This window comes from Corynebacterium sp. S5S1, assembly GCF_001913985.1.
GTDB lineage: Bacteria > Actinomycetota > Actinomycetes > Mycobacteriales > Mycobacteriaceae > Corynebacterium > Corynebacterium marquesiae.
The window spans coordinates 1-25,648 of record NZ_MKXT01000029.1 but is presented as its reverse complement, the minus strand read 5'-3'; the positions used below and the strand labels follow the sequence as shown (position 1 = coordinate 25,648).

25 protein-coding genes and 2 tRNA genes are annotated in these 25,648 nt (G+C 59.2%); 14 read left to right on the top strand and 13 right to left on the bottom strand.

From position 1 onward, the window contains the following. The first annotated feature begins 403 nt into the window (after positions 1-403). The 5 genes from pepN (at position 404) to BKN05_RS09830 (ending at position 6,170) form a co-directional block, all read left to right on the top strand. On the top strand, positions 404-2,929 hold the full coding sequence (pepN, locus tag BKN05_RS09850) for an aminopeptidase N (protein WP_286688542.1): 2,526 nt from the start codon (positions 404-406) through the stop codon (positions 2,927-2,929). Positions 2,930-3,010: 81 nt separating this feature from the next. Next, positions 3,011-3,559, top strand: a complete 549-nt coding sequence (locus tag BKN05_RS09845; protein WP_005326023.1) for an RNA polymerase sigma factor — start codon at positions 3,011-3,013, stop codon at positions 3,557-3,559. Between the two features lie 84 nt (positions 3,560-3,643). Further along, a complete protein-coding gene (trxB, locus tag BKN05_RS09840; RefSeq protein ID WP_286688541.1) occupies positions 3,644-4,570 on the top strand; it encodes a thioredoxin-disulfide reductase in 927 nt (308 codons plus the stop codon). Between the two features lie 6 nt (positions 4,571-4,576). After that, positions 4,577-4,900, top strand: coding sequence for a thioredoxin (gene trxA, locus BKN05_RS09835; RefSeq protein WP_049359078.1), 324 nt, complete (start codon positions 4,577-4,579; stop codon positions 4,898-4,900). 88 nt (positions 4,901-4,988) lie between these two features. Continuing rightward, positions 4,989-6,170 carry an N-acetylmuramoyl-L-alanine amidase gene (locus tag BKN05_RS09830; protein WP_286688540.1) on the top strand — a complete coding sequence of 394 codons (1,182 nt, stop codon included), beginning with the start codon at positions 4,989-4,991 and terminating at the stop codon, positions 6,168-6,170. A 9-nt stretch (positions 6,171-6,179) separates the two neighbouring features. On the opposite strand, the gene BKN05_RS09825 is transcribed toward BKN05_RS09830, so the two are convergent. The 8 genes from BKN05_RS09825 to rpmH are packed head-to-tail and all read right to left on the bottom strand — an operon-like array spanning position 6,180 to position 11,066. After that, complete coding sequence (locus tag BKN05_RS09825) at positions 6,180-6,758, bottom strand: 2-methylaconitate cis-trans isomerase PrpF family protein (RefSeq protein ID WP_286688539.1); 579 nt, start codon at positions 6,756-6,758, stop codon at positions 6,180-6,182. A gap of 9 nt (positions 6,759-6,767) precedes the next feature. Beyond that, positions 6,768-7,808, bottom strand: coding sequence for a ParB/RepB/Spo0J family partition protein (locus BKN05_RS09820; RefSeq protein WP_286688538.1), 1,041 nt, complete (start codon positions 7,806-7,808; stop codon positions 6,768-6,770). Positions 7,809-7,814: 6 nt separating this feature from the next. Beyond that, positions 7,815-8,663, bottom strand: coding sequence for a ParA family protein (locus BKN05_RS09815; RefSeq protein ID WP_286688537.1), 849 nt, complete (start codon positions 8,661-8,663; stop codon positions 7,815-7,817). A gap of 10 nt (positions 8,664-8,673) precedes the next feature. After that, positions 8,674-9,273: a 16S rRNA (guanine(527)-N(7))-methyltransferase RsmG gene (gene rsmG, locus BKN05_RS09810; protein WP_040425466.1), complete on the bottom strand. Its 600-nt coding sequence runs from the start codon at positions 9,271-9,273 to the stop codon at positions 8,674-8,676. Between the two features lie 29 nt (positions 9,274-9,302). Beyond that, a complete protein-coding gene (gene yidC / locus BKN05_RS09805) occupies positions 9,303-10,280 on the bottom strand; it encodes a membrane protein insertase YidC (protein ID WP_250412848.1) in 978 nt (325 codons plus the stop codon). Between the two features lie 13 nt (positions 10,281-10,293). Next, a complete protein-coding gene (yidD, locus tag BKN05_RS09800) occupies positions 10,294-10,509 on the bottom strand; it encodes a membrane protein insertion efficiency factor YidD (RefSeq protein WP_005326014.1) in 216 nt (71 codons plus the stop codon). A gap of 47 nt (positions 10,510-10,556) precedes the next feature. Next, entirely contained in the window at positions 10,557-10,919 is a 363-nt protein-coding gene (gene rnpA, locus BKN05_RS09795) for a ribonuclease P protein component (RefSeq protein ID WP_005326013.1), read from the bottom strand. Positions 10,920-10,922: 3 nt separating this feature from the next. Then, a complete protein-coding gene (gene rpmH / locus BKN05_RS09790; protein WP_003847033.1) occupies positions 10,923-11,066 on the bottom strand; it encodes a 50S ribosomal protein L34 in 144 nt (47 codons plus the stop codon). 670 nt (positions 11,067-11,736) lie between these two features. Here rpmH and dnaA point away from each other — a divergent pair. The 5 genes from dnaA to gyrB all read left to right on the top strand — a co-directional run bounded on the left by dnaA (position 11,737) and on the right by gyrB (position 19,235). Then, positions 11,737-13,359, top strand: a complete 1,623-nt coding sequence (dnaA, locus tag BKN05_RS09785) for a chromosomal replication initiator protein DnaA (RefSeq protein ID WP_150850218.1) — start codon at positions 11,737-11,739, stop codon at positions 13,357-13,359. A gap of 730 nt (positions 13,360-14,089) precedes the next feature. Continuing rightward, the gene (dnaN, locus tag BKN05_RS09780; RefSeq protein ID WP_005325994.1) at positions 14,090-15,271 is read left to right on the top strand and encodes a DNA polymerase III subunit beta; all 1,182 of its coding nucleotides are present in this window, start codon (positions 14,090-14,092) and stop codon (positions 15,269-15,271) included. Continuing rightward, a complete protein-coding gene (gene recF, locus BKN05_RS09775; RefSeq protein ID WP_005325992.1) occupies positions 15,271-16,446 on the top strand; it encodes a DNA replication/repair protein RecF in 1,176 nt (391 codons plus the stop codon). The genes dnaN and recF overlap by 1 nt, the downstream gene beginning before the upstream one ends. Next, complete coding sequence (locus BKN05_RS09770) at positions 16,439-17,008, top strand: DciA family protein (RefSeq protein WP_150850217.1); 570 nt, start codon at positions 16,439-16,441, stop codon at positions 17,006-17,008. Before recF ends, BKN05_RS09770 begins: the two co-directional genes overlap by 8 nt. Before the next feature lie 157 nt (positions 17,009-17,165). After that, the gene (gyrB, locus tag BKN05_RS09765) at positions 17,166-19,235 is read left to right on the top strand and encodes a DNA topoisomerase (ATP-hydrolyzing) subunit B (protein WP_049378056.1); all 2,070 of its coding nucleotides are present in this window, start codon (positions 17,166-17,168) and stop codon (positions 19,233-19,235) included. A 70-nt stretch (positions 19,236-19,305) separates the two neighbouring features. Here the strand turns inward: gyrB and BKN05_RS09760 are convergent, their stop codons facing one another. Genes BKN05_RS09760 through BKN05_RS09740 form a run of 5 tightly spaced genes read right to left on the bottom strand, consistent with a single transcriptional unit; the run spans position 19,306 to position 22,165 of the window. After that, positions 19,306-20,781 carry an MFS transporter gene (locus BKN05_RS09760; RefSeq protein ID WP_049378055.1) on the bottom strand — a complete coding sequence of 492 codons (1,476 nt, stop codon included), beginning with the start codon at positions 20,779-20,781 and terminating at the stop codon, positions 19,306-19,308. Between the two features lie 42 nt (positions 20,782-20,823). Further along, positions 20,824-21,261, bottom strand: a complete 438-nt coding sequence (locus BKN05_RS09755) for a DUF6918 family protein (protein ID WP_005326876.1) — start codon at positions 21,259-21,261, stop codon at positions 20,824-20,826. Positions 21,262-21,281: 20 nt separating this feature from the next. Beyond that, the gene (locus BKN05_RS09750) at positions 21,282-21,638 is read right to left on the bottom strand and encodes a hypothetical protein (protein ID WP_049378054.1); all 357 of its coding nucleotides are present in this window, start codon (positions 21,636-21,638) and stop codon (positions 21,282-21,284) included. Between the two features lie 38 nt (positions 21,639-21,676). Further along, positions 21,677-21,937: a cell filamentation protein Fic gene (locus BKN05_RS09745; protein WP_225746211.1), complete on the bottom strand. Its 261-nt coding sequence runs from the start codon at positions 21,935-21,937 to the stop codon at positions 21,677-21,679. Between the two features lie 6 nt (positions 21,938-21,943). After that, the gene (locus tag BKN05_RS09740) at positions 21,944-22,165 is read right to left on the bottom strand and encodes a hypothetical protein (protein ID WP_049378052.1); all 222 of its coding nucleotides are present in this window, start codon (positions 22,163-22,165) and stop codon (positions 21,944-21,946) included. 79 nt (positions 22,166-22,244) lie between these two features. Between BKN05_RS09740 and gyrA the strand changes: the two genes are divergently transcribed. The 4 genes from gyrA (at position 22,245) to BKN05_RS09720 (ending at position 25,460) form a co-directional block, all read left to right on the top strand. After that, positions 22,245-24,797, top strand: coding sequence for a DNA gyrase subunit A (gene gyrA / locus BKN05_RS09735; RefSeq protein ID WP_286688536.1), 2,553 nt, complete (start codon positions 22,245-22,247; stop codon positions 24,795-24,797). Positions 24,798-24,800: 3 nt separating this feature from the next. Next, complete coding sequence (locus BKN05_RS09730) at positions 24,801-25,139, top strand: DUF3566 domain-containing protein (protein WP_049378050.1); 339 nt, start codon at positions 24,801-24,803, stop codon at positions 25,137-25,139. Between the two features lie 162 nt (positions 25,140-25,301). Next, positions 25,302-25,378, top strand: a tRNA-Ile gene (locus tag BKN05_RS09725). A gap of 9 nt (positions 25,379-25,387) precedes the next feature. Next, positions 25,388-25,460: transfer RNA gene (locus BKN05_RS09720), tRNA-Ala, on the top strand. Positions 25,461-25,648: the final 188 nt, after the last annotated feature.

The window sequence follows — 25,648 nt, the reverse complement described above, 5'->3', positions numbered from 1 at the left end:
CCTGTTCACGGCGCCTAAGGCCAGTGACTACGAGCGTGGCGCTCATTTGGGTACACCCTATTGTTACGCCGGTGTGCGGCAGAATGTTTCCTGTAAAATGGGGCGGTTCCTAGCATTGTTTTACACGCGTCTAGTGGAGTCTAGGCCTTATGTTTACAGAAAGTGGTGAGTGTGGTGTTATCGTCTGACGGTTTCCATAGGTTGCATCCCTCAGTGTGGTGTGACGCTTGCTGATGGTCACTGACATCTTGCGCCACTTGAAGAGTGTGAGCCGGCAAAAACTAATCCAACTGGTCCACAGCGAGGTCCCAATACCCGCTGGGTAATTTGCCTCTAAAAGGCAGCGGAGCTTAGGACCCCAACCCCGCACCCTACGTGACGGCGGTAACTATAGTTCGTAGATATGACCGCACCACAAACTAAGACGCAGCACGAGTTGCTCCAAGAACGCGCAACGACGGTGGACCTGCGCGCTTATCACCTCCACCTCGATCTCTCGGAGGTACTCGATAGCCCCACCTACCGCGTGACTACCCGCCTCGAACTCAGCAGCAGTGAGCCCGAGCTTTTCCTGGATTACCTAGGCGAATCCGTCGCGGAGGTCAAGGTCAATAGCACCCCGCAGAAGGTGGACTTTGATGGCAGCATCATCCGGCTGCACGGCCTGCCGGTAGGGGAGGAGCTCGCCATCGAAGTCACCAGCCACTCGCGCTATTCGCGCACCGGCCAGGGCCTGCACCGCATGCACGATCAGGCCGATGACGCGACCTACCTGTACTCACACCTCGAGCCTTCTGATGCCCGCCGCATCTTCCCCTGCCTGGAGCAGCCGGATCTCAAGGCCGTCTTCCACGTGCGCATGACCGCACCGAAAAAGTGGCAGATCCTTTCCAACCAACCGGAAGTCGAACGCCACGAGGAGGGGGAGCTCGCCACCGTTATCTTCGCGCCGACCCCGCCGCTGTCGACGTACCTAACTTCTTTCGCCGCCGGCCCCTACCAGTACCAAGAGCGCACCTGGACCGCCCCGGATGGCAGCCACTCGGCACAGCTGCGCGCCTTTGCGCGCGCGTCCATGTTTGAGCACCTAGACGAGGAAATCCTAGAACTTACCGCCCAAGGCATGGACTTTTTCCACCACAACTTTGGCTATCCCTATCCGTGGGGCAAATATGATTCCATCTTTGTACCCGAATACAACCTGGGTGCCATGGAAAACCCCGGCCTGGTGACGTTTACGGAGAACTACATTTTCCGCTCCCGCGCTACCCGCGCGCAGCATGCCGGCCGTGCAAATACCATCCTGCACGAGATTTCCCATATGTGGTTCGGTGATCTGGTCACTCCGCAGTGGTGGGATGACCTGTGGCTCAAGGAGTCCTTCGCGGAATTTATGGGCGCGGATTCTTCCGTCCACGGCACCGACTACACCGAGGCCTGGGCAAACTTCGCCGGCGCCCGCAAGAACTGGGCCTACCTGCAGGATCAGCTGCCCACCACGCACCCCATCAAGGCGGAGATCCCGGACGTGGATGCCGCGCGCCAAAATTTCGACGGCATCACCTATGCCAAGGGCGCGGCGGTACTCAAACAGCTGGTGCACTACGTCGGTCGCGATAATTTCTACGCCGGTGCGCGCGACTACTTCCAGAAGCACGCCTTTGCCGCCGCCACCTTTGATGACCTCCTGCAGGCGCTCAAGAAGCACACGGACCGCGATCTTGATGCCTGGTCCCAAGCCTGGTTGCGCACCTGGGGCCCGGATACCCTCACCCCGGAGCTGCACACTGAAGGCGAGAAAATTGCGGAGCTGGCCATCAGTGCAGACGCCGAGGACGTCACCCGACCGCACCGCCTGACCGCTTCGCTCTTTGATGCATCCCTGCACAAGTACCGCGAGATCGACATTGATCTCCCCGCCGGCGATCGCACCACCCGCACCATCATCGATGAAGCGGCCGGCCTTCCGGCCCCGGCATTGCTGCTACTTAACGACGCCGACCATACCTACGCCAAGATCCGCTTCGACGAGACCTCCCTAGACACAGCGAGTGAGCGCCTGACCGACATCGAGGATGAATTGACCCGCGCGGTAATCTGGACCGCCCTGTGGAACCTCACCCGCGATGGGGAAATGTCGGCGATTGACTATGTGGGGGTCGTCGTCAAGCACGAAGCCTACGAGACCAACACGACGCTGCTGGCTACTGCCTGCGCCAATGCCAATTGCGCCATTGCACACTATGTGGCAGACGCCGACCGCGAGCAGGTCCGCACCGACTATGCCGAGGCGATCTGGGGCCACCTGGCCGAGGCCGAACCAGCCTCGGACGCCCAGCTTGTGCTCGCTCGCGCCGCCATCCGCGCACTCGCCGCAACGCCGGAGGAATCAGGTACCGCGCGCCTTAAGGCCCTGCTCTCCGGTGACATTGCCGGCCTTCGCTTGGACCCCGAAATCCGCTGGTCGATCTTGCGCGCCCTCGCCGCCCGCGACGCCGTAACCCCGGCCGAGCTCGAGGAGGAAAAGCAGCGCGATAATACGCTGACCGGTGCTACCGAATTCCTCGGCGCCAGCCACGCTTTCCCCACGCCGGAGACCAAGCGCTCCGCGTTCGATAAGGCACTCACGCCCGGCGCATATTCCAATGCCGAGGTCGACGCACTGGTCGCCGGTTTCAATGCCCCGCGCTCAGCTAGCCTGCAGGAGGCCTTTGCGGAGGAGTTCTTCTCCCGCGTGGAAGACATCTGGGCTGCGCACCCGATTGAGATTGCTAACCGCCTCATCCGCGGCTTCTACCCGGAGTTGCCGATGGCCGATGCCGCCACCACGCGCCTGCTGCACCGGGAGCTGCCAGGAGCGCTGCGCCGCATCCTGCTGGAATGCCGCGATAACCTGCGGCGCACCCTCCGCGTGCGGGCTGGTCAATAAACTGTACAGCCTAGCGCTCGCGCCCTAGTTCCCCTCGGGTCACACTGTGTATAACAGTTGTTGATCCGGGGGAATCTACATATGACGCTGAGCCATGACCGCAGTGACGAGGAACTAGTTGATGCATTTATTGAGGGGGACAATAAGGCCTTTTCCACCATCGTGGAACGCCACCGCACGCGGCTGACCACGGTAGCGCGGCGCTACACCAGAAACGATCATGATGCCCAAGATGTGGTCCAGGAAGCCTTCCTGCGCGCCAGCTGCAACCTGCACTCCTATCGCCGCGAGTCCGCGCTTTCGACCTGGCTGCACCGGCTGGTGAAAAACTCGGGCTATGACTACTTGAACCACCGCTCTAACAGGGAAAATGCTTCATTAGACGCGGAGGACTTCGACGACGATCGCAACCCGCTGCTCGCGCATAACCCTTCCGAAAACCTAGCGGAGCAGCTGGTGGTGCGAGAAGCCATGCAGCTGCTGCGGGAGGATCAGCGCGAGGCGCTGGTGCTTACCGACGTCGCCGGGTTCCGCGTCGGCGAAGTTGCCACCGCCCAAGGGGTAAAACCCGGCACCATTAAATCCCGCCGCGCCCGAGCAAGGGAAGTCCTACGCGCCGCCATGGGGTGAGTTTGCTAATACCGACGTTTGTCAGCGTGGCGGGTAGACTCAGGGCGTTACGCGAAACCACACTCTGATTTAAGGGAGTTAGCAATGACCGTCCACGATGTTACCATCGTAGGTTCCGGCCCTGCCGGTTACACCGCCGCGCTGTACGCGGCACGCGCTGAGCTCAACCCGATTGTCTTCGAGGGCTTCGAGTACGGCGGCGAGCTTATGAATACCACCGAGGTAGAAAACTACCCCGGCTTCCAAAAGGGCATTATGGGACCCGAGCTCATGGAAGAAATGCGCGCCCAGGCCATCCGCTTCGGTGCGGATCTCCGCATGGAGGTCGTTGACTCCGTTGAGTTGGAAGGCGAAATTAAAAAGCTGCACGTGGGTGACGAGCTCTTTGAGGCCCGCACCGTTATCCTCGCCACCGGTGCCGCCCCGCGCCACCTCGGCGTTCCCGGTGAGGAAGAACTATCCGGCCGCGGTGTATCCACCTGCGCTACGTGCGATGGCTTCTTCTTCAAGGGCCACAATATTGCCGTTATCGGCGGCGGCGACTCCGCCATGGAAGAGGCTACCTTCCTCACCAAGTTCGCGGACTCTGTCACCATTGTGAACCGCTCCGAGAACTTCCGCGCCTCCAAGATCATGCTGGAGCGCGCCCAGGCCAACGAAAAGATCAAGTGGGAGACCAATAAGGTCGTCGAAGAAGTTATTGAAGCCGATGGCAAGGTCGGCGGACTCAAGCTCAAGGACGTCACCAACGGCGAGACTTCCACCTTGGATGTCACTGCAATGTTCGTAGCAATTGGCCATGATCCGCGTTCTTCCTTCCTCAATGATCAGGTCAAGCTCAATGACAACGGCTATGTTGTAGTTGAACAACCCACCACCAAGACCTCCCTGCCTGGCGTTTTCGCCTGCGGTGACTTGGTGGATGACCACTACCAGCAGGCAATTACCGCGGCCGGCTCCGGTTGCCGCGCGGCAATTGATGCGGAACATTTCCTCGCAGAAAGCCGTTAATTCAGTATGAGCAACGTCAAGAAAGTAACCACTGATACGTTCCGTAAGGACGTCATCGAGTCCGACAAGCCCGTCGTCGTAGACTTCTGGGCCGAGTGGTGTGGCCCCTGCAAGAAGCTTTCCCCCATCCTGGAAGAGGTAGCGGAGGAGCTGGACGGCCAGGTCACCATCGCCAAGGTCAACGTCGATGAAGAGCGCAACCTAGGCGCCATGTTCCAGATCATGTCCATCCCAAATGTGCTGATTTTCAACCACGGCGAGAAGGTAGACGAATTTGTGGGTCTGCGTTCTAAAGATGACATCGTGGCGCAAGTGAAAAAGCAGCTTTAACTGTTAATCTAATTCCTATTAGATTAAGCGTGTAGAAATTCTGGAATGCGGCCCTAACTAAAACGGGCTGTGAAAGGGGTATTAAGGCGTGAACCGCGTTCTTCGAGTCGGCGATACAAGCGTGCGTGTAGCTGAGGCTCGCGCTACCTTGGCCCGTCTCGGCCTCTTGTCAGATTTCAAGGGGGAACTTTCTGCGTGGAAGAAGCAGAAGTACTCCGAGAGCGACAAGAGCTTTGATGCCAATTTGTCTGAGGTCCTCAAGGCCTTCCAGCAATCCCGCGGTATCGTGCCCACGGGCGAGATCGACGATCTCACCCTGCGCGAACTGCGCCAAGCCTCGTACACGCTCGGCAGCCGCGTACTTAGCTACGAGCCTGCGAATGAGCTGGTGGGTGACGATATCTCGCAGCTCCAGCAACAACTGCAGGAGCTCGGCTTCTACCAGCAGCGGGTAGACGGCCACTTCGGTACCAATACCCACGCGGCGCTGAAGGAATATCAGCACAACTGCGGCCTGCAAGAAGATGGTGTGTGCGGCCCCGCCACCATCCGCGCCCTTGGGCTGCTTGGCCGCCGTATTACCGGCGGTTCCGCGCACAATATCCAAGAGCGTGAGCGCGTCCGCAACGCCGGCCCAAAGCTGGCGGGCAAGCGCGTTGTCATCGATCCCGCCTTGAGCGGCGGCGACGCCGGCCAGCTGGTCAAGGGCCGCTTTGGTGATATTTCCGAGCAGGAAATCCTGTGGGACCTCACCCAGCGCATCGAGGGGCGCATGATTGCCGCAGGCATGGAAACCATCATCTCCCGTCCTCGGACCTCCGATGCGGACGTCAAGTCCCGCGCCGAGCTGGCCAATGCCTTCGATGCGGACATGGTCATTTCCCTAGCCTGCGATTCTTACCCCAATGAGAAGGCCAATGGTGTTGCCACCTTCTACTTCGGTTCCGAATCCGGCAACTCCTCACTCATTGGTGAGACCCTTTCCGGTTTCATCCAACGCGAGATTGTCGCGCGCACTGAGCTGCTGGACTGCGGCAACCACGGCCGCACCTGGGACCTGCTGCGCTTGACCCAGATGCCGGTCATCCAGATCGTACTGGGCTACCTGACCAACCCAGAGGACATAAAGATCCTCACCAACCCGTCCCGCCGCGACGACATTGCGGAGGCGATCGTGATTGCCGTAAAGCGCATGTACCTCATGGAGCAGGACACCGCCGTAACCGGCGCCTATAAGTTCTCCGAGCTGCTCCAGGCCGAGCAGGCCTAGACCTAGTTCTTAGGCCAAGGCGCGGGCTAGGAGGTCTTCGGCAGCTGCCGCACTGAGCATATCGTGCTGGGGCGGCAATTCGAGCCGCAAGCGGGGGAGTACTGGGTGATCCGCGGCTACCTCAAACCCAGCGGAGCGCAAAGTCTCATAAGACATCAGCCCGATATAGGCCGGTTTGTGGCCCAAGAAATCCGCCGCTGCGGTCGGATCGCCGTAATAGCCAAAGGCCTCCACGGCGGTGCTGCCGCGGTTGGTGAGGTGCATAATGGCGGCGTCGACAAGCACTGCTTCAATGCCACGCCCCATTAAATGTGCTTTGACGAAGAGCGAGGTAATGATCTCCGCATCGTCTGAAATGGGGGCGGTGGGAAGCTTGGCTGCGCCGGCAGCATCCTCGCGGGAGCAAAAGAGAATCGTGGCGTCCTCGCCCACAGTAAAGCCGCACTGACCAAAGGAGAGCAGGGTAGTAGCCAGCCACGCTTCCTTTTCAAAGGCGGGATCGACCACGGAGGCCTCCAGCTCCCAAAAGGTGCTGCGCGCGGCCTGGCGGTGAATGCGCGTGCCTTCGCGTACCGGCTCGAGGATCATCGCCCCGGTTTAGTGCTGGCCCTCAATGAGCGCCATGATGCGCTCGAAATCTTCTTGGTCGCCGAATTCCACGACCATCTTGCCCTTGCGCTTGCCCATGGTCACGGTGACCTTGGTATCGAAACGATCAGACAGGCGCTCAGCGGAATCGGTAAAGTACTGCGGCTGCGGTGCCGGCTGCTTCTTCTTGGATTCGGCCGGCTTACCATCGCGCTTGTAGAGGGTGACTGCCTCCTCGGTCGCGCGTACGGACAGGCCCTCCGCGATGATGCGGTTGGCAATGTATTCCATGGCCTCGGTGTCATCCAAGGACAAAAGGGCACGCGCGTGGCCGGCAGATAAGGTACCAGCAGCTACGCGCTTTTGTACCTCTACCGGCAGCTTGAGCAGGCGCAGCATATTGGTCACCTGTGGGCGCGAACGGCCAATGCGATCCGCCAGCTCGTTCTGGGTAACGCCGAATTCTTCCAGCAGCTGCTGGTAGGCGTGTGCCTCTTCCAAGGGATTGAGCTGTACGCGGTGGATGTTCTCCAGCAAAGCATCGCGCAGCAGGTTGTCATCCTTGGTATCGCGCACGATGGCCGGAATCGTGGCCAGGCCCGCCTTGGAGGAAGCGCGCCAACGGCGCTCACCCATGATGAGCTCAAAGCCGCCTCCCTCGGAAGGACGGACGACCACGGGCTGCAGCAGGCCAAACTCGCGGATCGAGTGGACGAGCTCACCGAGTTCATCCTCGTCGAAGACCGTGCGCGGCTGCTTCGGGTTGGGGATGATATCCCCAATGGAAATCTCACGGTAGGTCGCACCGATAGGAGCCGGGGTGGCCTGGCGCTTCTTGGAGGACGTGGATCCAGAACCCTGTTGAATGGTGGGAGCGCCCTTTACGCGCTTGCCTTCGCCGCCCTTCCGGCCCGGCTGCGGGGTGGAATTACCCAAAATAATATCCGCCGCGGAATCTCCCAGGCGCGGCTTGCGGGTAGGGGCATCAGGACCAGACGGGATGAGTGCGGCGAGTCCTTTGCCAAGGCCGCCTTGCTTCTGTTCTGCCATGAGTTCCTATCCTTCCAATTCCGCGTAAATCTCTGGGCTCACGCCAATCGCCCCGGTGGTCGGGTGCGGGCGGTAATCGCCACGCCGATTAAGCTCGCGCGCCGCCGCAAGGTACGCGCGGGCACCGGTGGACGAGGGAGCGTAATCAATAACCGTAGTACCGTACCCCGGTGCCTCGGAAACGCGCACGGAGCGCGGGATAACATTGGCCAGCACCACGGCGCCAAACTGTTCGCGGACGTTATCTGCCACATCCTCGGCCAAACGTGTACGGGCATCATACATGGTCAGCAGCACGGCGGAAATATGCAGATCCTCGTTGAGATGCTCGCGAATCATGGAGATATTGCCCAGCAGCTGGCCCACGCCCTCCAGCGCGTAATACTCGCATTGAATCGGGATGATGACCTCTTCAGCGCAGGTCATCGCATTGATGGTGAGCAATCCAAGTGATGGCGGGCAATCAATGAAGACATATTCAAAACCATGCTCTTCAAGGAAGCCATTATGCAGGGCGTCATAGAGCCGAAATTCACGGCGTACCAAGGAGACCATTTCAATCTCCGCGCCAGCTAGATCAATGGTGGCGGGGATGCAGAAGAGGTTCTCGTTGTGCGAGGAGGGCTGCATGGCCTTCTCGGCGGTGCAGTCCCCAAGGAGCACCTCATAGCTGGAATCGGTGCCGGAATTATGTTCCGCGCCCATGGCCGTGGAGGCGTTTCCCTGCGGGTCAAGATCGATCACCAGCACTTTTTTGCCCTCTGTGGCTAGCGCTGCGGCCAAGTTGGCGGCGGAGGTGGTTTTGCCTACGCCGCCTTTCTGGTTAGCAATGGTGATAAGGCGCGGATTAGTCATGCCGTCTACTTTAGTTCACGCGCGGGACACGAATGATCGTGGTTCCCTCGATGGTGCTGACCTCGGCCTTTCCACCGCCGGCCTTCTTAATGTCGGCGGCATCGCGTTCCAGTTCCTCGTGTACCGAAGAACCCTTCAGCGCGATCATCTCGCCACCCTTGCGCACGAGCGGCAGCGACCACTTCGCCAGCTTGCCCAGGGGCGCGACGGCGCGGGAGGTGACCACGTCTGCTCCCGCCACGGCCTTTTTAATCGGTCCCTCTTCGGCACGGCCGCGCAGGACCGTCACGTTGTCTAGGCCCAGCTCTTCTACGACTTCGTTGAGGTAGTTATAGCGCTTGAGCAGCGGCTCGATCAGAGTGATCTGCAGGTCCGGGCGCGCAATGGCCAGCGGAATGCCGGGCAGCCCGGCACCCGAGCCGACGTCGATAACCGTGGCACCCTCCGGGATTGCCTGCTTGACGACGGCACAGTTAATAATGTGCCTGTCCCACAAGCGTGGCACCTCGCGGGGGCCTATAAAACCACGAGTGGACCCGTCTGTAGCGAGCGAATCATGGTAAGCCTGCGCGAGGGGCAAGCGGGAGCCGAATACTACTGACGGGTCCATCTCGGACACGATGGGGTTCTCCTCCGTGTTTATTTGTTTTTGCGCTGTTTCTTGGTGCGGTTGTCCTTCTTGCGGGCACCCGGCTTAGGCGCGGAAGTGCGCTTGGCCTCAACCTTAGCGGCTTCCTCTTCTTCTTCCTCGCGGTCCATCTTGGCATAGACGATGCGGGTTTGGAAGAAGGTCCAGACCGTATTGGCCATCATGTAGAACAGCAAGCCAATCGGCCAGATGAAGCCGGAGAAGACCAGCATGGCCGGCATGACCCACAGCATCATCTTGGACATCATGGCCATTTGCTGCTGCATCATTTCCGCGTTCTGGCCCTGCGGTGCTTGGGTCTTGCCAGCAGCACGGCGCTTTTCCTGGCGGTTGAGGCTCATGCGGGCGTTGAAGTGCGTCAGGACCGCAATGATGGCGATCATCGGAACGATGATGACGGCAGCCTGGCTGGTAGTAACACCCTCTACAATCGGCGAGTTCAAGCGCAGGTTGGTCACCAGCGGAACATCAAAGATCTTGGCGTCTAGGAACTGCTGAACCAGGTCCGGCTTAAAGATGTAGTTCGCGGTATTGGCGTTATCCTCAATGGACATTGGGTCACCACTGGGGTGGCCAATACCACCGGCTACCGCAACGGTGCGGTCGAAGGAGCGCAGCACGTGGAACAAACCAACGAACATTGGAATCTGCACGAAGACCGGCAGGCAGCCGGCCATCGGACGAACGCCGGACTCCTTGTAGACCTTCTGCATTTCCTGCGCGGCCTTGGTTTGGTCATTGCCGTACTTCGCGCGGATTTCCTGCACCTTAGGCTGGATTTCCTGCATCTTGCGCGAGGAACGAATCTGGCTAATGGTCGGCTTGACCATGAGTGCCTTAAGCGTCCAGGTCAGCAGCACAATGGCCAGAATCCAGGTAATGCCCCAGGCGGGGTCCATTACGAGGGACAGCAGCCAGTGCCAGAACCACAAAACGGCCGAAATTGGCCAGTAAATGAAATTAAGCACGAGTGTTTAATCCTCAATTGTTGTTGGTACCCGGGACCGGATCGAATCCGCCCGGATGCCAGGGGCCGCATTTGCAGACCCTGGCTATTGCCATCGCCGTACCCTTGATTGCGCCGTGTTGAGAAAGCGCCTCTAGGGCATAAGCACTGCATGTCGGCTCGAACCGACAGGTCGATACCATCTTAAGGCCAGAGACATGTTTTTGGTAGAAACGAACCACTTTGACCATTGGTTTGGCCAATCCTCTGGCTGGGGGAATTTCCTCCCCGCGGGAATTTAGATATCCCATTGCTTGCGCAGTGCTTTGGCAAGATCTTTTTCTAATTGCTCACTGCTAGCAGTAGCGCTGGCGGGCAAGGCACGGATGACAACGTCCACGCTGGCGGGCAGCTTGGGAATGAATGTCATGCACACATGGCGAAGCCGCCGGGAGGTGCGGTGGCGAACCACTGCATTCCCGACGGCTTTAGAAACAATCAGCCCAAATCGCGGCCCGGTGGCGGCGATATCGGCTGCCTTGTCCGTACCTGCGTTGTCGCGCGCATGCACGACGACCGTACGAGTGCCCGCCCGGCGACTGCCCTTCATCGTGCGCCGAAATTGCGTCGGCGACGTGAGCTTGTGCTGGGCTGGAAGCATAACTTATGCAGTCAGCTTTGCGCGGCCCTTCTTGCGACGAGCTGCAACAATGGCGCGACCTGCACGGGTGCTCATGCGGGTGCGGAAGCCGTGCTTGCGAGCACGACGACGGTTGTTCGGCTGGAACGTGCGCTTACCCTTTGCCACGTTAATTCTCCTTGAAGTTGTGCGTAGGCACACCACCGCGATGCAGCGGCACGCCCACTGATGAATAGATTCCATGAACCTGACGCATCACAGTCTCTCCGGTGCACGGCTAGCCGACGGGCCCAGCCAGTGCGAGGTGACGCTGTCACTTTCACGCGCAACTCTTCGTTGCAATAGACCATGCCAGATTACGTGATTTCTGCCGCTGGAAACAAATCGACACCCGGGTACACCCGAAATTACATAAATGTTTTTTCCTGCAGCTAGAGGGCCAGATTCTGCGCTCTTACTGCACCTAATCCACCACACCGCAAGGCCCACCCCAACCCACACCCGGGTGGTGAATTTTTCTCGCTAGACACGCCCGCCGTTTCGGCGGTAGAACAGAAGAATCAAATTCCACAGCCCAACCGGTCATGTGGATAACTCTAAATCAACGCTTGAGACTTTTGCAGTTTCCGCAGCGTAGGGCCATAAACTGGCCAATGAAGAGTTATCCACAGTCATGAACTAAGCTGTGAATAACTATTTCATCCACACCTGTGGATAACTCTGTGGAGATCGAGGTGACTCGATAAAAACCGATGTGAAAACCACGGTGGAATCCGCAGTGAAAATTGTTATTCAATGTCCACCCGTCCCCGACTAAATTCCACAAAGGTAGCCTGTTGTGACTGACCCACAAGCGAACCTGCATGCCGTTTGGCGCGCGGTCGTTGATGACCTGCTCGCACAATCCGAGCAACCCAATTCCGAGGTCCCCAGTTTTTCGCACTCACAGCGCCTTTACCTCCAACTGGTTCGCCCCATCATGATGGTTGAGGGCTACACCCTCGTTGCCGCCGAGAACCTGGATGCCAAAAATGTGGTCGAAAATGAGTTGGGCGAGCACATTGCCAAGGCATTAACCCGCCACCTAGGCCGACCGTGTTCCTTTGCGGTTACCCTTGCCACCCCGCAAGAGCCACAGCCGCCGGCCGCGGACCCTGCACCACAGCCAACGCCCCCTCAACAACAGCAACCGCCGCAGAACACGGAATCTACCCAGAACTACATTCCGCGCCCGCAGCAAACGGATGCCGCTGCACAGCAGGCCCCTTCCCAGAACAATTGGCAGTCGAGTCACGCCCCTGCAAGCCTGGATGAGCTGGCCCAGCACTATAACCAACAGCAGGCAGAATCCGCGGGAAATTTCTCCGGTGCTGCCACCAATTCTGCCCGCATCCCGCGCGAGGCCCCGGCGCACGATCCCAACCGTGAGACTTCCCTCAATCCGAAGCACACTTTCGATAGCTTCGTGATCGGTTCTTCGAATCGTTTTGCCAATGGTGCCGCCGTGGCTGTGGCCGAGAATCCCGCCCGTGCGTACAACCCACTATTTATCTGGGGTGGCTCTGGTCTGGGTAAAACGCACCTTTTGCATGCCGCCGGCAATTACGCCCAAGTACTGCACCCGGGTCTGCGCGTGAAGTATGTGTCTTCGGAAGAATTCACGAATGACTATATTAATTCCCTGCGCGATGACCGTCAGGAATCCTTCAAGCGGCGCTACCGCAATCTCGACATTTTGATGGTCGATGATATCCAGTTCTTGGAGGGCAAGGAATCCACCCAGGAAGAGTTCTTCCATACTTTTAATGCGCTGCACCAGGCCAATAAGCAGATCATTTTGTCTTCGGACCGCCCACCGAAGCAGCTAACCACGCTGGAAGATCGCCTCCGCACCCGCTTTGAAGGCGGTCTTATCACCGATATTCAGCCGCCAGATCTAGAAACGCGTATCGCGATTTTGATGAAGAAGGCGGCCAATGACGGCACCGAGGTGGATCGCTCCGTGCTTGAGCTCATTGCCTCGCGTTTTGAGTCATCTATTCGTGAGCTCGAGGGCGCGCTGATCCGCGTTTCGGCCTATTCCTCCTTGGTGAATGAGCCGATCAACGTGGAGATGGCAGAAATCGCGTTGCGCGATTTGGCCCCAGATTCCGCCGATAGGCAAATCACCGCTACCTCGATCATGGAGGTCACGGCAGAATTCTTCGATATTGATGTAGAAACTCTGCGCGGTGCTGGCAAAAAGCGTGCGGTGGCGCATGCGCGCCAGTTGGCTATGTATCTGTGCCGCGAACTTACCGAGCTATCCCTTCCCAAGATCGGTGAACAGTTCGGTGGCAAGGACCACACCACCGTCATTTATGCGGATCGCAAGATCCGTAAAGAGATGACTGAAAAGCGCAATACCTACGACGAGATCCAGGCGCTTACCCAGCGCATCAAGAACCGCGGTCGCGCCTAGATCTCGCCACCTTTTCTACAGCGCCTTCCTTATATAAAGGAGGGCGCTTTTGTCTGCCCTTTGCCACTTCGCGCATTCTGCTCGCGCTACTTAAAGGTGGAACCAAACTACAAGATCCGAGATCCTTAGCCGAGAGACCAAAACCTGTAACAAAACCGTCCACCCAGCCGCCCACACACTTGTAATTCCACAGAGAACCCGGAAAATGCTCTGAAAGTAATCGATTAGCTGCGAAAAGAGTTATCCACAGCGTTATTCACACTTGTGTAATTCCATCTTTGTAATTCATAGATCTTACTCACAGTTTTAAATTCCACAGGCTCTATGCTGGGAGAACCACCCTGTGACCAGCGCTGTGTGTAGATCGGTGATCAAATGACAAAACCTGTGGATAAAACGGTGATCCCACTAGTTGTCCACAATTCGCCCCGATTGATCACAGCAAGATCACAAGAATTGGCACACCCCGGATCTGTGTCCTGAACTTGTCATTTACCTAGTTACCCACAGATCCCACAGCGCTTATTACTACTACTAAATTATTTCTCTGATCTGTATAGAAGAAAGAGGGTGTGTGGAATTCGGCCCGGCCTGCCTTGGGCCAGGCGCCGATCGGGCGGGCAAAGATGGAATTACACGTTGTGGCGCACCGCGCCCGATGCGGTAAGTTGGAAGCCAGTCTTTTGTAAGTAACAAATTTCCTACTTGCCTCAGAGGAGCTCTTCGCACCATGGATGAAGCCGTGTCATTTCGCGTTGCCAAAGATGACCTTGCCAACGCCGTAGCGTGGGTTGCTCGCAGCCTGCCGTCCAAGGTCACCCAGCCCGTGCTCCGCGCGATGCTGATCACCGCGGATGACAATGGTCTTGAGTTCACTGGCTTCGATTACGAGGTGTCCACCCGCGTCCGTATCGCCGGCATGGTGGATGAACCCGGACAGATCGCGGTCGCCGGCAAGCTCCTCTCTGACATCGTCGCTTCCCTTCCCAACAAGGAAGTGGAGATCTCCCAGGTAGATTCCAAGGCACTGGTTACCTGTGGTTCTTCCCGCTTTGAGCTGCCACTGATTCCACTGGATGATTACCCGCAGCTTCCGGTCCTGCCGGAGGTTACCGGCACCATCCAGCCACAGCTGTTCGTAGAGGCCATCCACCAGGTCGCCGCCGCAGCCGGCAAGGATGACACCCTGCCCATGCTCACCGGTGTGCACATGGATATCCGTGGCAAGGACATTGAGATGACGGCAACGGACCGCTTCCGCCTGGCCATGCGCACTTTGGAATGGGAGCCGAAGTCACCGGATGTAGAAGCGAAGCTCTTGGTGCCTGCGAAGACCCTGCAGGAAACCGGTCGTTCCTTGGATCCGCATTTGAACATTCCAGTGGAAATCGCTGTGGGCACCGATGACAATATTGGTGCCGATGGCCTCTTTGGCTTGCACGCGGATAATCGCGAGACCACCACGCGCATGCTGGATGCGGACTTCCCTAATGTGCAGCCCCTGTTGCCGAAGAACCACACCAATATTGCCTCCATTGAGGTCGCCCCGCTGCAAGAAGCAATCCGCCGCGTTTCTTTGCTGACGGATCGCAACGCGCAAATTCGGATGGAATTCGCCGATGGCCAGGTAACCCTTTCCGCCGGCGCGGATGCCGGTAACGCCACCGAGACCCTGCCGTGCGCATTCCATGGCCGCGATGAATTCCTCATCGCCTTTAATCCGGGCTACCTCAAGGATGGCTTGGGCGTCATCAATACCGACCGCGTGGTCTTCGGCTTTACCGAGCCTTCGCGCCCGGCCATCATGATCCCAGAACCGGAAGAGCTGCCTGAGGCCGATGAAGATGGCAACTTCCCCACGCCGGAGACAAACTTCACCTACCTGCTCATGCCGGTTCGCCTGCCGGGCTAATGTACGTCAGGGATCTCGATGTTCGGGATTTTCGCTCGTGGCCCGAACTTAATGTGCAGCTAGGGCCGGGGATCACCCTTTTTGTCGGGCGCAATGGCTTTGGCAAGACCAATATCGTCGAGGCCATTGGCTATACCGCTCACCTTTCCTCCCACCGCGTTTCCCACGATGCACCGCTGGTGCGCCAGGGCGCGGACAGCGCGCGGGTATCCATTACCGCGGTGAATCAAGGCCGCGAGCTTACTACCCATTTGCTGATTAAGCCCCACGCGGCCAACCAAGCACAGATTAATCGCACCCGCCTGCGCAGCCCTCGTGAGCTGCTGGGCGTGGTAAAAACCGTGCTCTTTTCCCCGGAGGACTTGGCCTTAGTGCGTGGGGAGCCGGCCGGGCGCCGCGCCTACCTCGATAGCATCATTGCCTCGCGGACTCCGCGCCTAGCAGGCGTGAAGGCCGACTACGACAAGGTGCTCAAGCAACGCAATGCCCTGCTGAAATCGGCCTCCGGCAGCCTGCGCCGCGGCTATTCCGATAGCGATGGCGCTGCTGCGTTGGCCACCTTGGATACCTGGGATGCGCAGCTTGCCCGGCTCGGCGCCCAGGTGATCGCCGCACGCCTTGCGCTTGTCGACGCCCTCTTGGACCATATCCCCGCCGCCTATTCCGGCCTGGCGCCAGAATCGCGACCGGCGCATGTGGAATATAAGTCCACGATCGATACCTCCGATCGCGAGGTGTTAGAGGCCGTGCTGCTTACCGAGTTGGCCGCCGCCCGGCAGCGCGAGATCGAACGCGGCATTTCCTTGGTGGGCCCGCACCGCGATGATCTGGTGCTCAACCTGGGCGATCAGCCGGCCAAGGGCTTTGCCAGCCACGGTGAGACGTGGTCTTATGCCATCGCGCTGCGCCTGGCGGAATTCAACCTCCTGCGCCAAGAGGGAGGGTCCGATCCGGTGCTCATCTTGGATGATGTCTTTGCCGAGCTCGATGCCAAGCGCCGCAAACAGCTGGTCCACTTGGCCGCCGAGGCCGAGCAGGTGCTTATCACCGCGGCCGTGGATGAGGATCTGCCCGGAAACTTGGAACCCATCGTGCGCTACCGCGTGAGCGTAGAAGATACCGAGACCGGCCGCATCTCCAAGCTCAGCGCCGAGGAAGGTGAGGGGAATGAGTGAGGATCAAGGGGGCGTCGGCAAGCAGCGCATCGATCCCGTCACCCAGTATTTCAAGCTGGTTCGGTCCACCTCCAAAAACCCGCCGAAGCTGACCCGCCCGGTGCCGAAGATGCCGGTGCCCTCGCTGGAGAAGGCGCAAAAGCAGGGGTATATGGGCTATCAACGGGGCTTACCCACTGGCCCGGATGGCAGGAAGAAGCGGCGCACGCTGGCCGTGCCGAGCCTGGGATCCCAAATTAACCGCGAGGTGGTCAATCGTGGGTGGGAGCATGATCTGGCTAATGGCTGGGTGATGGGCAATTGGGAGCATCTGGTGGGCGAGCGCATTGCCGCGCATACGCAGCCGCAACGGATTAAGGACAAGATTGTCTACGTATCCTGCGACAACTCCACGTGGGCAACGGAGCTGCGCTACCTGCAGCGGCAAATCCTGCGGAAAATCTCTGACCGCCTAGGCCCCGATGTCATTGTGGAACTGCGGATTCACGGGCCGAAACAAAGGCGCAATTATGAGGGGCGGCAGTGGGTCAAACCCCAAGGATCACAAGATACATACGGCTAATAGGCTGAGGTTTACTCAGACCTGCACAATGTAAATAACTTCAGAGAGCGCCAGATTCCTATCTCTCACGGGTGTGGGGTGTCTTTCAGTAGGGGGTATCCGTGTAGAATAGTCAAGGTCTTAGAATTAGCTATAGCCAAAAGGAGAGCACGAATCCGTGGCTGAAGAACACGCATATGATGCCGGGTCAATTACGATCCTGGAGGGCCTCGAGGCCGTCCGTAAGCGCCCCGGCATGTACATTGGTTCGACCGGTTCGCGCGGCCTGCACCACCTCATTTGGGAGATCGTTGATAACTCCGTCGATGAGGCCATGGCCGGCTACGCCGATAAGGTTACCGTCAAGCTGCTGGAGGATGGCGGCGTCGAGGTCATCGATAATGGCCGTGGCATCCCGGTAGAAATGCACGCCTCTGGTGCGCCTACCGTCCAGGTGGTCATGACCCAGCTGCACGCCGGCGGTAAGTTCGACTCCGACTCCTACGCCGTTTCTGGCGGCCTGCACGGCGTCGGTATTTCCGTGGTGAACGCGCTTTCTACCCGCGTGGAGGCGGAGATCAAGCGCGACGGCAAGCACTGGTACCAAAACTTCCAGAACGCCATCCCGGATGATCTGGTTGAGGGCGGCAATGCCCGCGGCACGGGCACCAAGATCCGCTTCTGGGCGGACCCGGAAGTTTTTGAAACTACCGAGTACGATTACGACACCATTGCCCGCCGCCTGCAGGAAATGGCCTTCCTGAATAAGGGCCTGAGCATTGAGCTCATTGATGAGCGCGTCACCGAAGAGCAGATCGAGCTGGAAGAGATCGCCGATGCAGAATCTGGCGAAACCAGCGCGGATGAGACGTCCTTCGATGATGCCCCGGACGCCGGCGATACCTTTAATGAAGAATCCGGCGAGGCGAAGGACGCTGCGGCGGATAAGAAGCGCCGCAAGAAGGTAACCTTCCACTACCCGGATGGCTTGACCGACTACGTCAAGTACCTCAATAAGTCCAAGACCGCGATCCACCCGACCATCGTTTCCTTCGATGCGAAGGGCGAGGATCACGAGGTCGAGGTAGCGCTGCAGTGGAACCAGGGCTATAAGCAGTCCGTTCACACCTTTGCCAATACCATCAACACCCACGAGGGCGGCACGCACGAAGAGGGTTTCCGTGCGGCCCTGACCTCTCTAATGAACCGCTACGCTAAGGAGCATAAGCTCCTCAAGGAAAAGGACGGCAACCTCTCCGGCGATGACTGCCGCGAAGGCTTGGCGGCTGTTATTTCCGTCAAGGTGGGCGATCCGCAGTTCGAGGGCCAGACCAAGACCAAGCTGGGCAATTCCGAGATCAAGGGCTTTGTCCAGCGCGCGGTCAACGAGCACGTCAATGACTGGTTCGATGCCAACCCGGCAGAGGCTAAGGCCATTATCAATAAGGCTGTGTCTTCCGCGCATGCTCGCATGGCTGCCCGCAAGGCTCGCGAGATGGTGCGCCGCAAGTCCGCCACTGACCTTGGCGGCCTGCCGGGCAAGCTCGCGGATTGCCGTTCGAAGGATCCGAAGATTTCCGAGCTCTACATCGTGGAGGGTGACTCCGCAGGTGGCTCCGCTAAGGGCGGCCGCGATTCCATGTTCCAGGCCATCCTGCCGCTGCGCGGCAAGATCCTGAACGTGGAGAAGGCCCGTATGGATAAGGTCCTCAAGAATGCCGAGGTCCAGGCGATTATTACCGCGCTGGGTACCGGCATTCACGAGGAATTCGATATCAAGAAGCTGCGCTACGACAAGATCGTGCTCATGGCCGATGCCGACGTTGACGGTCAGCACATTGCTACGCTGCTTCTGACCTTGCTCTTCCGCTTCATGCCGCAGCTGGTTGAGGATGGCCACGTATTCTTGGCTAACCCGCCGCTGTACAAGCTCAAGTGGTCTAAGGGTACTCCGGGCTATGCTTTTTCCGACGCCGAGCGCGATAAACTGCTGGCCGAGGGCCTGGAGCAAAACCGCAAGATCAACAAGGATGACGGCATCCAGCGCTACAAGGGCTTGGGCGAGATGAACGCCTCCGAGCTGTGGGAGACCACGCTCGACCCGAGCACCCGCATCCTGCGCCGCGTGGATCTGGAAGACGCGCAGCGCGCCGATGAGCTCTTCTCCATCCTCATGGGTGACGATGTCTCGGCCCGCCGCTCCTTCATTACCCGCCGCGCGAAGGACGTCCGCTTCTTGGATATTTAAAGCGCAGCACAAAGCCCACCGTGGAATTTACCGCGGTGGGCTTTAATTGTGGCGTCGAAAAGCGCGAGGCCTAGGCCTGGGAGCTGCGCTGGTCTGCTATCGCGAATCCCAAAGACGCTAGGCACATGGCCAAGATGACGCCGAAGCCGGCGATGATGGACAGCGGCCAGTCCGCGCTTGTGCCGTGCAAGGTGGCAAAAACGATGGCCGTAATAACGGCAAGCCCAATGGCCGTACCGATGCGCTGACCGGTCTGGAGGACGGCGCCAGACGAACCAGCATAGGCCTGTGGAACATGCGCCAAGGTGAGCGTTTGGTTGGGGGAGATGACCGAGCCTTGGCCGCCGCCAACAAAGGCCAGCGAAAGGACCATCCACCATTCGCTGGCTCCCCACTGCTCGGTGGCCCAGATAAGCGCAATGGTGGCAATGAGGCCGGAGATGGTCACGAGCATGCCCAGCACCACCACCTTGCGGCCGTGGACGGATACGGATCGGCCGGCCAGTGTGGCAGATATGGAGCTCAACAAGGCAGCCGGAATACCTACGGAGCCGGCAGCCAGGGCGGAGTGTCCGAGCCCGCTTTGGAAGTAGAGCGCCACGAGCACCCAAATGCTGGTAATACCCATAAACCACAAGGTGGCGATGATGGTGCCATTGCGAAAACTCGGGGTGGCGAAGATAGTGAGATCCACCATCGGCGGATGGCCGGTGGCCTTGTGGCGGCGCTCCCATAGCACCCATCCCACAAGGAGGACGGCGCCCAGCAGTAGGAGCCACCACACGGCCGGGGAAGCGGACGATTCCATGAAGGGGAAGAGGATGGCCCATACGGCAGCGCCGAGGATCAGCGCGCCGATGGGATCCAGGGTGGCTAGGGCCTTGAAGATGCCCAGTTTATGGCCATTTTTATCGCGCACGCGGGAAAACAGCGGCCGGGGAAACCACATCAATCCCAAGATGATGGCAATAAGGCCGACGGGGAAATTGACCAGCATGGTCAACCGCCAACCTAGGTCCGCGCCGCCGAGGCGGATGAGTAGGCCGCCCAGTACCGGTCCGATGGCCACGGCGATGCCCACCGTGGAGCCAAAGTAGCCGAAGGCGCGGGCGCGTTCCGGACCGCGGAAGTACTGCTGAATCATTCCCACGCCCTGCGGATTGAGCAGCCCAGCGCCTATGCCTTGGATAAAGCGGGCGGCGTTGAGTGCCTCTGCGTTGGGGGCAAAGCCAGCGACGGCGGCGCTGAGCGAATAGATAGCAATGCCCGCTAGAAAAATGCCGCCGCGGCCAACAAGATCTCCGGCGCGGCCGGCGGCAACAAGGATGACACCAAAGGTGAGCGCATAGCCGGAGAGCACCCATTGCACATCGGACTCAGAGGCTCCCAGGCCCGATTGAATCGAGGGCAGGGCTACGTTCACGATGGACACGCTCAGCAGAGACATGAAGAGCGCCGTGAGCAAAACGATAAGTACCCGCCAGCGGGCGGGATCCTGGCCGGCGGGGTACTCGGTTTGGTTAGCTGCGGAAGTAGTCACTTCCACACTTATACTCTGCGGTTTGTTCTAGGTTCAACCGCGCGGAAACTACATGTGTTTTTGCAGCACGCGGCCGAAATCCGGTACCGCAGGGGTGAGGAATTTCGAGGCCTTACCGCGCAAGGAGTTATAAGGCTTAGACAGCGCGGGGGAGTTAATCTGCTCGGCGTGCTTATCGGCCACCGACATGATGGAATCGCTCACCTGGGTGCTGCGGGGCTCGAGGAAGGAACCGAAATCCTGCTCGGAGCTGCGTGCAAACTCTTGCCAGTGCGGATCCAAGGCATCGAGGATATCCGGCAACACGCGGCCTAGCGCCTTGGTGATGATGGCGGAGTCGACCTTCTTCGCGGCGGCAACGGCGCCCTTGAGCGCCATGCCGGTAATGCCCGATTGCTTGGCGACGACCCCCTCAACCAGCTCGCCGCAATCGTTAATCACCGCAGTGCGCTGCGGACCTGACATAAGTTCAGAAAGATGTGCCATGCTGCACCACCTTACGCGAATTAGGCGGGCTGGCCCGGCAGGCCAGGGAGGCTGGCCTGAATGGCAGCAATCTGATCAGCAATCTGGCCCAGGCCGGCATCGCGTGCAGCCTTCTCCAGATCCACGTTAGGGGAGTACAGCGCCACGGCGCTGGCCAGCGCGGCGACGCCAGCGGCCGCTGCGGTGATGATTAGGGTGAGATCCAGCTGGGAAGAACCGGTCGAGGAACCACCGGCCTCGCCCGGCTGAAAGTCCGGATTTACGTTGTCCTGCCAGGAATCGGCATCAGCGGCGGTGGCGGTAGGAGCAGTGACGGCGGTGGCAGCTAGCGCCACGGTGGTCAGGCTCGAGGCGGCAATCTTCTTGAAGCGGGACATGGTGGTAGTTCCTTTCTTGGGTCACTATCCCCAGTAACTTAGGTAACTTCTTTAACACTAAGGTAGACGCGCGCGCTGAACTTTGCGAACTCTGCGTTATACCCGTTAAGCGCTGGCACGCGGGCTAATACCTCCGCCATGGCGCGGGCGGCATCGCGGTGGTTGTCATGAATGGCTATTCCCTCCACCTTGGCGGTGCTGGCCGCCGCCGCGGCCGCCAGGGCGGCGAAGTTGGTGATGCGGACGTTAAAACGAGCGCAAAATTCGCGGGCTAAGAGGTAGAGCTGTTCAGTAGTCATGCTTGCCTAGGACTGTGCGGGCCGGGCACGGCGGATTTCCGCCTCCAGCTCAGTGCGGCCGGGGAGGAGGGCGCGGGCGGTGGACTGCACGTGGGCGTCGGCAAGCGTGCGGGCTGCGGCCGCAACGATGGCGCGCACCACCGCCTCGTGCTTGGAGGTGCCCTGCGCGGAGGCCAGCAGCGTCAGCGCGTGATCCTGTTCGTCCGTAAGCCGCAATGTCATCGCCATACCTCAAGTGATACCACGGTGATACCACTCGTGCGGCAATTCGAGTCTTGAAAGGCGCTAGAGGGTAGAATTTGGGGTTATGAGTGACAATAACGACGATCTTTTTGATCGCATATTTCCCATTGACATTAATGAGGAGATGGAGTCGAGTTACATCGACTACGCCATGTCCGTCATCGTCGGCCGTGCCCTGCCGGAGGTGCGCGATGGCCTGAAACCGGTGCACCGCCGTATCCTCTACGCGATGTTCGATTCCGGTTACCGCCCGGAGCGCGGCTACGTGAAGTCCGCCCGCCCGGTCTCGGACACCATGGGTCAGTTCCACCCGCACGGTGACTTCGCCATCTATGCCACCTTGGTGCGTCTGGCCCAGTCCTGGAACATGCGCTATCCGCTGGTAGATGGTCAGGGTAACTTCGGCTCCCGCGGTAACGATGGCCCGGCAGCAATGCGTTATACGGAGTGTAAGCTCACCCCGCTGGCCATGGAGATGGTGCGCGATATCCGCGAGAACACCGTGGACTTCTCGCCCAACTACGATGGCAAGACCAGCGAGCCAGACGTCCTGCCATCCCGCGTTCCGAACCTGCTCATGAACGGTTCTGGCGGCATTGCCGTGGGTATGGCCACCAATATCCCGCCGCATAACCTTAACGAGCTGGCCGAGGCCATCTACTGGATGCTGGATAACCCAGACGCCGATGAAGAGGCTGCGCTGGAAGCCTGCATGGAACGCGTCAAGGGCCCGGATTTCCCCACCGCTGGCCTCATTGTGGGTGATCAGGGCATCAAGGATGCCTACACCACCGGCCGCGGCTCCATCCGCATGCGCGGTGTGACCTCCATCGAGGAGTCTGGATCCCGCCAAACCATCGTGATCACCGAGCTGCCGTTCCAGGTCAACCCGGATAACCTCATCTCCAATATCGCGGAATCCGTGGCCAGCGGCAAGATTGCTGGTATTTCCAAGATTGAGGATGAGTCCTCCGACCGCGTGGGCATGCGCATTGTGGTCACCCTCAAGCGCGATGCTGTGGCGCGTGTGGTGCTCAATAACCTCTACAAGCACTCCCAGCTGCAGACTTCCTTCGGTGCCAACATGCTCTCCATTGTTGACGGTGTGCCGCGCACCCTCCGCCTGGATCAGATGCTGCGCTACTACGTGGAGCACCAGATCGAGGTCATCGTTCGCCGTACCCAGTACCGCTTGAACGAGGCCGAGAAGCGCGCCCACATCTTGCGCGGTTTGGTCAAGGCCCTGGACATGCTGGATGAGGTCATCGCCCTTATCCGCCGTTCGCCCACCGTGGACGAGGCGCGCGAAGGCTTGAAGGAGCTTCTCGACGTCGACGATATCCAGGCCGATGCCATCCTAGCCATGCAGCTGCGCAAGCTGGCTGCACTGGAGCGCCAGAAGATCATCGACGAGTTGGCCGAGATCGAGCGCGAAATCGCCGACCTGAAGGATATCCTCGCCCGCGAGGAGCGCCAGCGCCAGATTGTCCACGATGAGCTGGCCGAGATCGTCGATAAGTATGGCGATGAACGCCGCACCGAAATTATTCCGGCGACCGGCGATGTCACCGATGAAGACCTCATCGCCCGCGAGAACGTCGTGGTCACCATTACCTCTACCGGCTACGCTAAGCGCACCAAGGTGGATTCCTATAAGGCGCAAAAACGTGGCGGCAAGGGCGTGCGCGGCGCTGAGCTCAAGCAGGACGATATTGTGAAGAACTTCTTCGTCTGCTCCACGCACGACTGGATCTTGTTCTTTACCAACTTCGGCCGTGTTTACCGCCTCAAGGCCTATGAACTGCCAGAGGGCGGTCGCGCCGCACGCGGCCAGCACGTGGCTAACCTGCTGGAATTCCAGCCGGAAGAAAAGATCGCGCAGGTCATCCAGATTCAGTCCTACGAGGACGCTCCTTACCTGGTCCTCGCCACCCAGCAGGGCCGCGTGAAGAAGTCCCGCCTGACCGATTATGAGTCCGCGCGTTCCGCTGGCCTTATCGCCATCAACCTCAACGAGGGCGATGCGCTCATCGGCGCACAGCTCGTCTCCGAGGGCGATGACATCCTGCTTACCTCCGAGCAGGGCCAAGCTATCCGCTTTACTGCCGACGACGACCAGCTGCGCCCCATGGGCCGCGCTACCGCCGGTGTGAAGGGCATGCGCTTCCGCGGCGATGACCAGCTGCTATCCATGTCCGTGGTCCACGATGGCGAGTTCCTTTTGGTAGCCACTTCTGGCGGCTACGGCAAGCGCACCGCCATTGAGGAATACACCCCGCAAGGCCGCGGTGGCTTGGGTGTTATGACCTTCAAGTACACCCCGAAGCGCGGCAAGCTCATCGGCGCCATCTCCGTCGATGAGGATGACGAGATCTTCGCCATCACCTCCGCCGGCGGCGTCATCCGCACCGAGGTGGACCAGATCCGTCCGTCCTCCCGTGCGACCATGGGCGTGCGCTTGGTGAACCTGGCTGACGACGTCGAACTGCTTGCCATCGACCGCAACGTCGAAGAAGATGGTGAGGAAGACGCTCAGGCTGTAGCCAAGGGCGAAAAGACCGTGGATGAGGTCCAGCAGGAGCACAAGGCTGGCGATGCTTCCAAGGATGAGGAGTAATTAATGGCACGACGAGACGTAACGATTACGCGAATCTCGCCCACCTCCGCGTTCCGCGTTGGTCTGGCCTTGTCACTCGTCGGACTCATCGCCTGGATGCTGGCCGTATGCCTGCTCTACATCGGCCTGAACCAGGTGGGCATCTGGGAATCGCTCAATAGCCTCGTCGGCGGCGTGGGCGGCGGATTCGAGGTCACCTTCGGTGTCATCATCTCCGCCTCCGCACTCATCGGCGTTATTTTCGCCGTTCTCCTCACGTTGCTGGCACCACTGATGGCGGTTATCTACAACGCCATCGTGGACGTCTTTGGCGGCCTGCGGGTCGACCTAGACAACCGCTAGCGCCTCTCTCGCGTTGGAAGATGCCGGTACCTTCGGGTGCCGGTATTTTTCTTTCTTTTGTGCGAATCTTTCCCCGCTTTTGAGTTGCAAGAAATATCTGTTGAGCAGGCGATTTGTATAAATCCGGGGATAGTATGTAGAGTTAATTCTCGTTCCGCACAAGGGCCTATAGCTCAGTCGGTTAGAGCGCATCGCTGATAACGATGAGGTCGCTGGTTCGATTCCAGCTAGGCCCACCACGGAACAATGGGGCATTAGCTCAATTGGTAGAGCATCTGCTTTGCAAGCAGAAGGTCAGGAGTTCGATTCTCCTATGCTCCACAGCATGAAGTCCGGCTTCCTCTTCGGAGGGGCCGGACATTTTTTATTTCCGCGGTAGTTCCCAAGAGCTCTGAGAAGTGACACAATGGGGGTTAAGCGACAAAATGTGTGTCTGCTATCGGCGTGTCGCGGGGTTAGATGTGGCCTTTTTGGATGCCGATTGAGTGTGTGTACTCGGTATCGATACC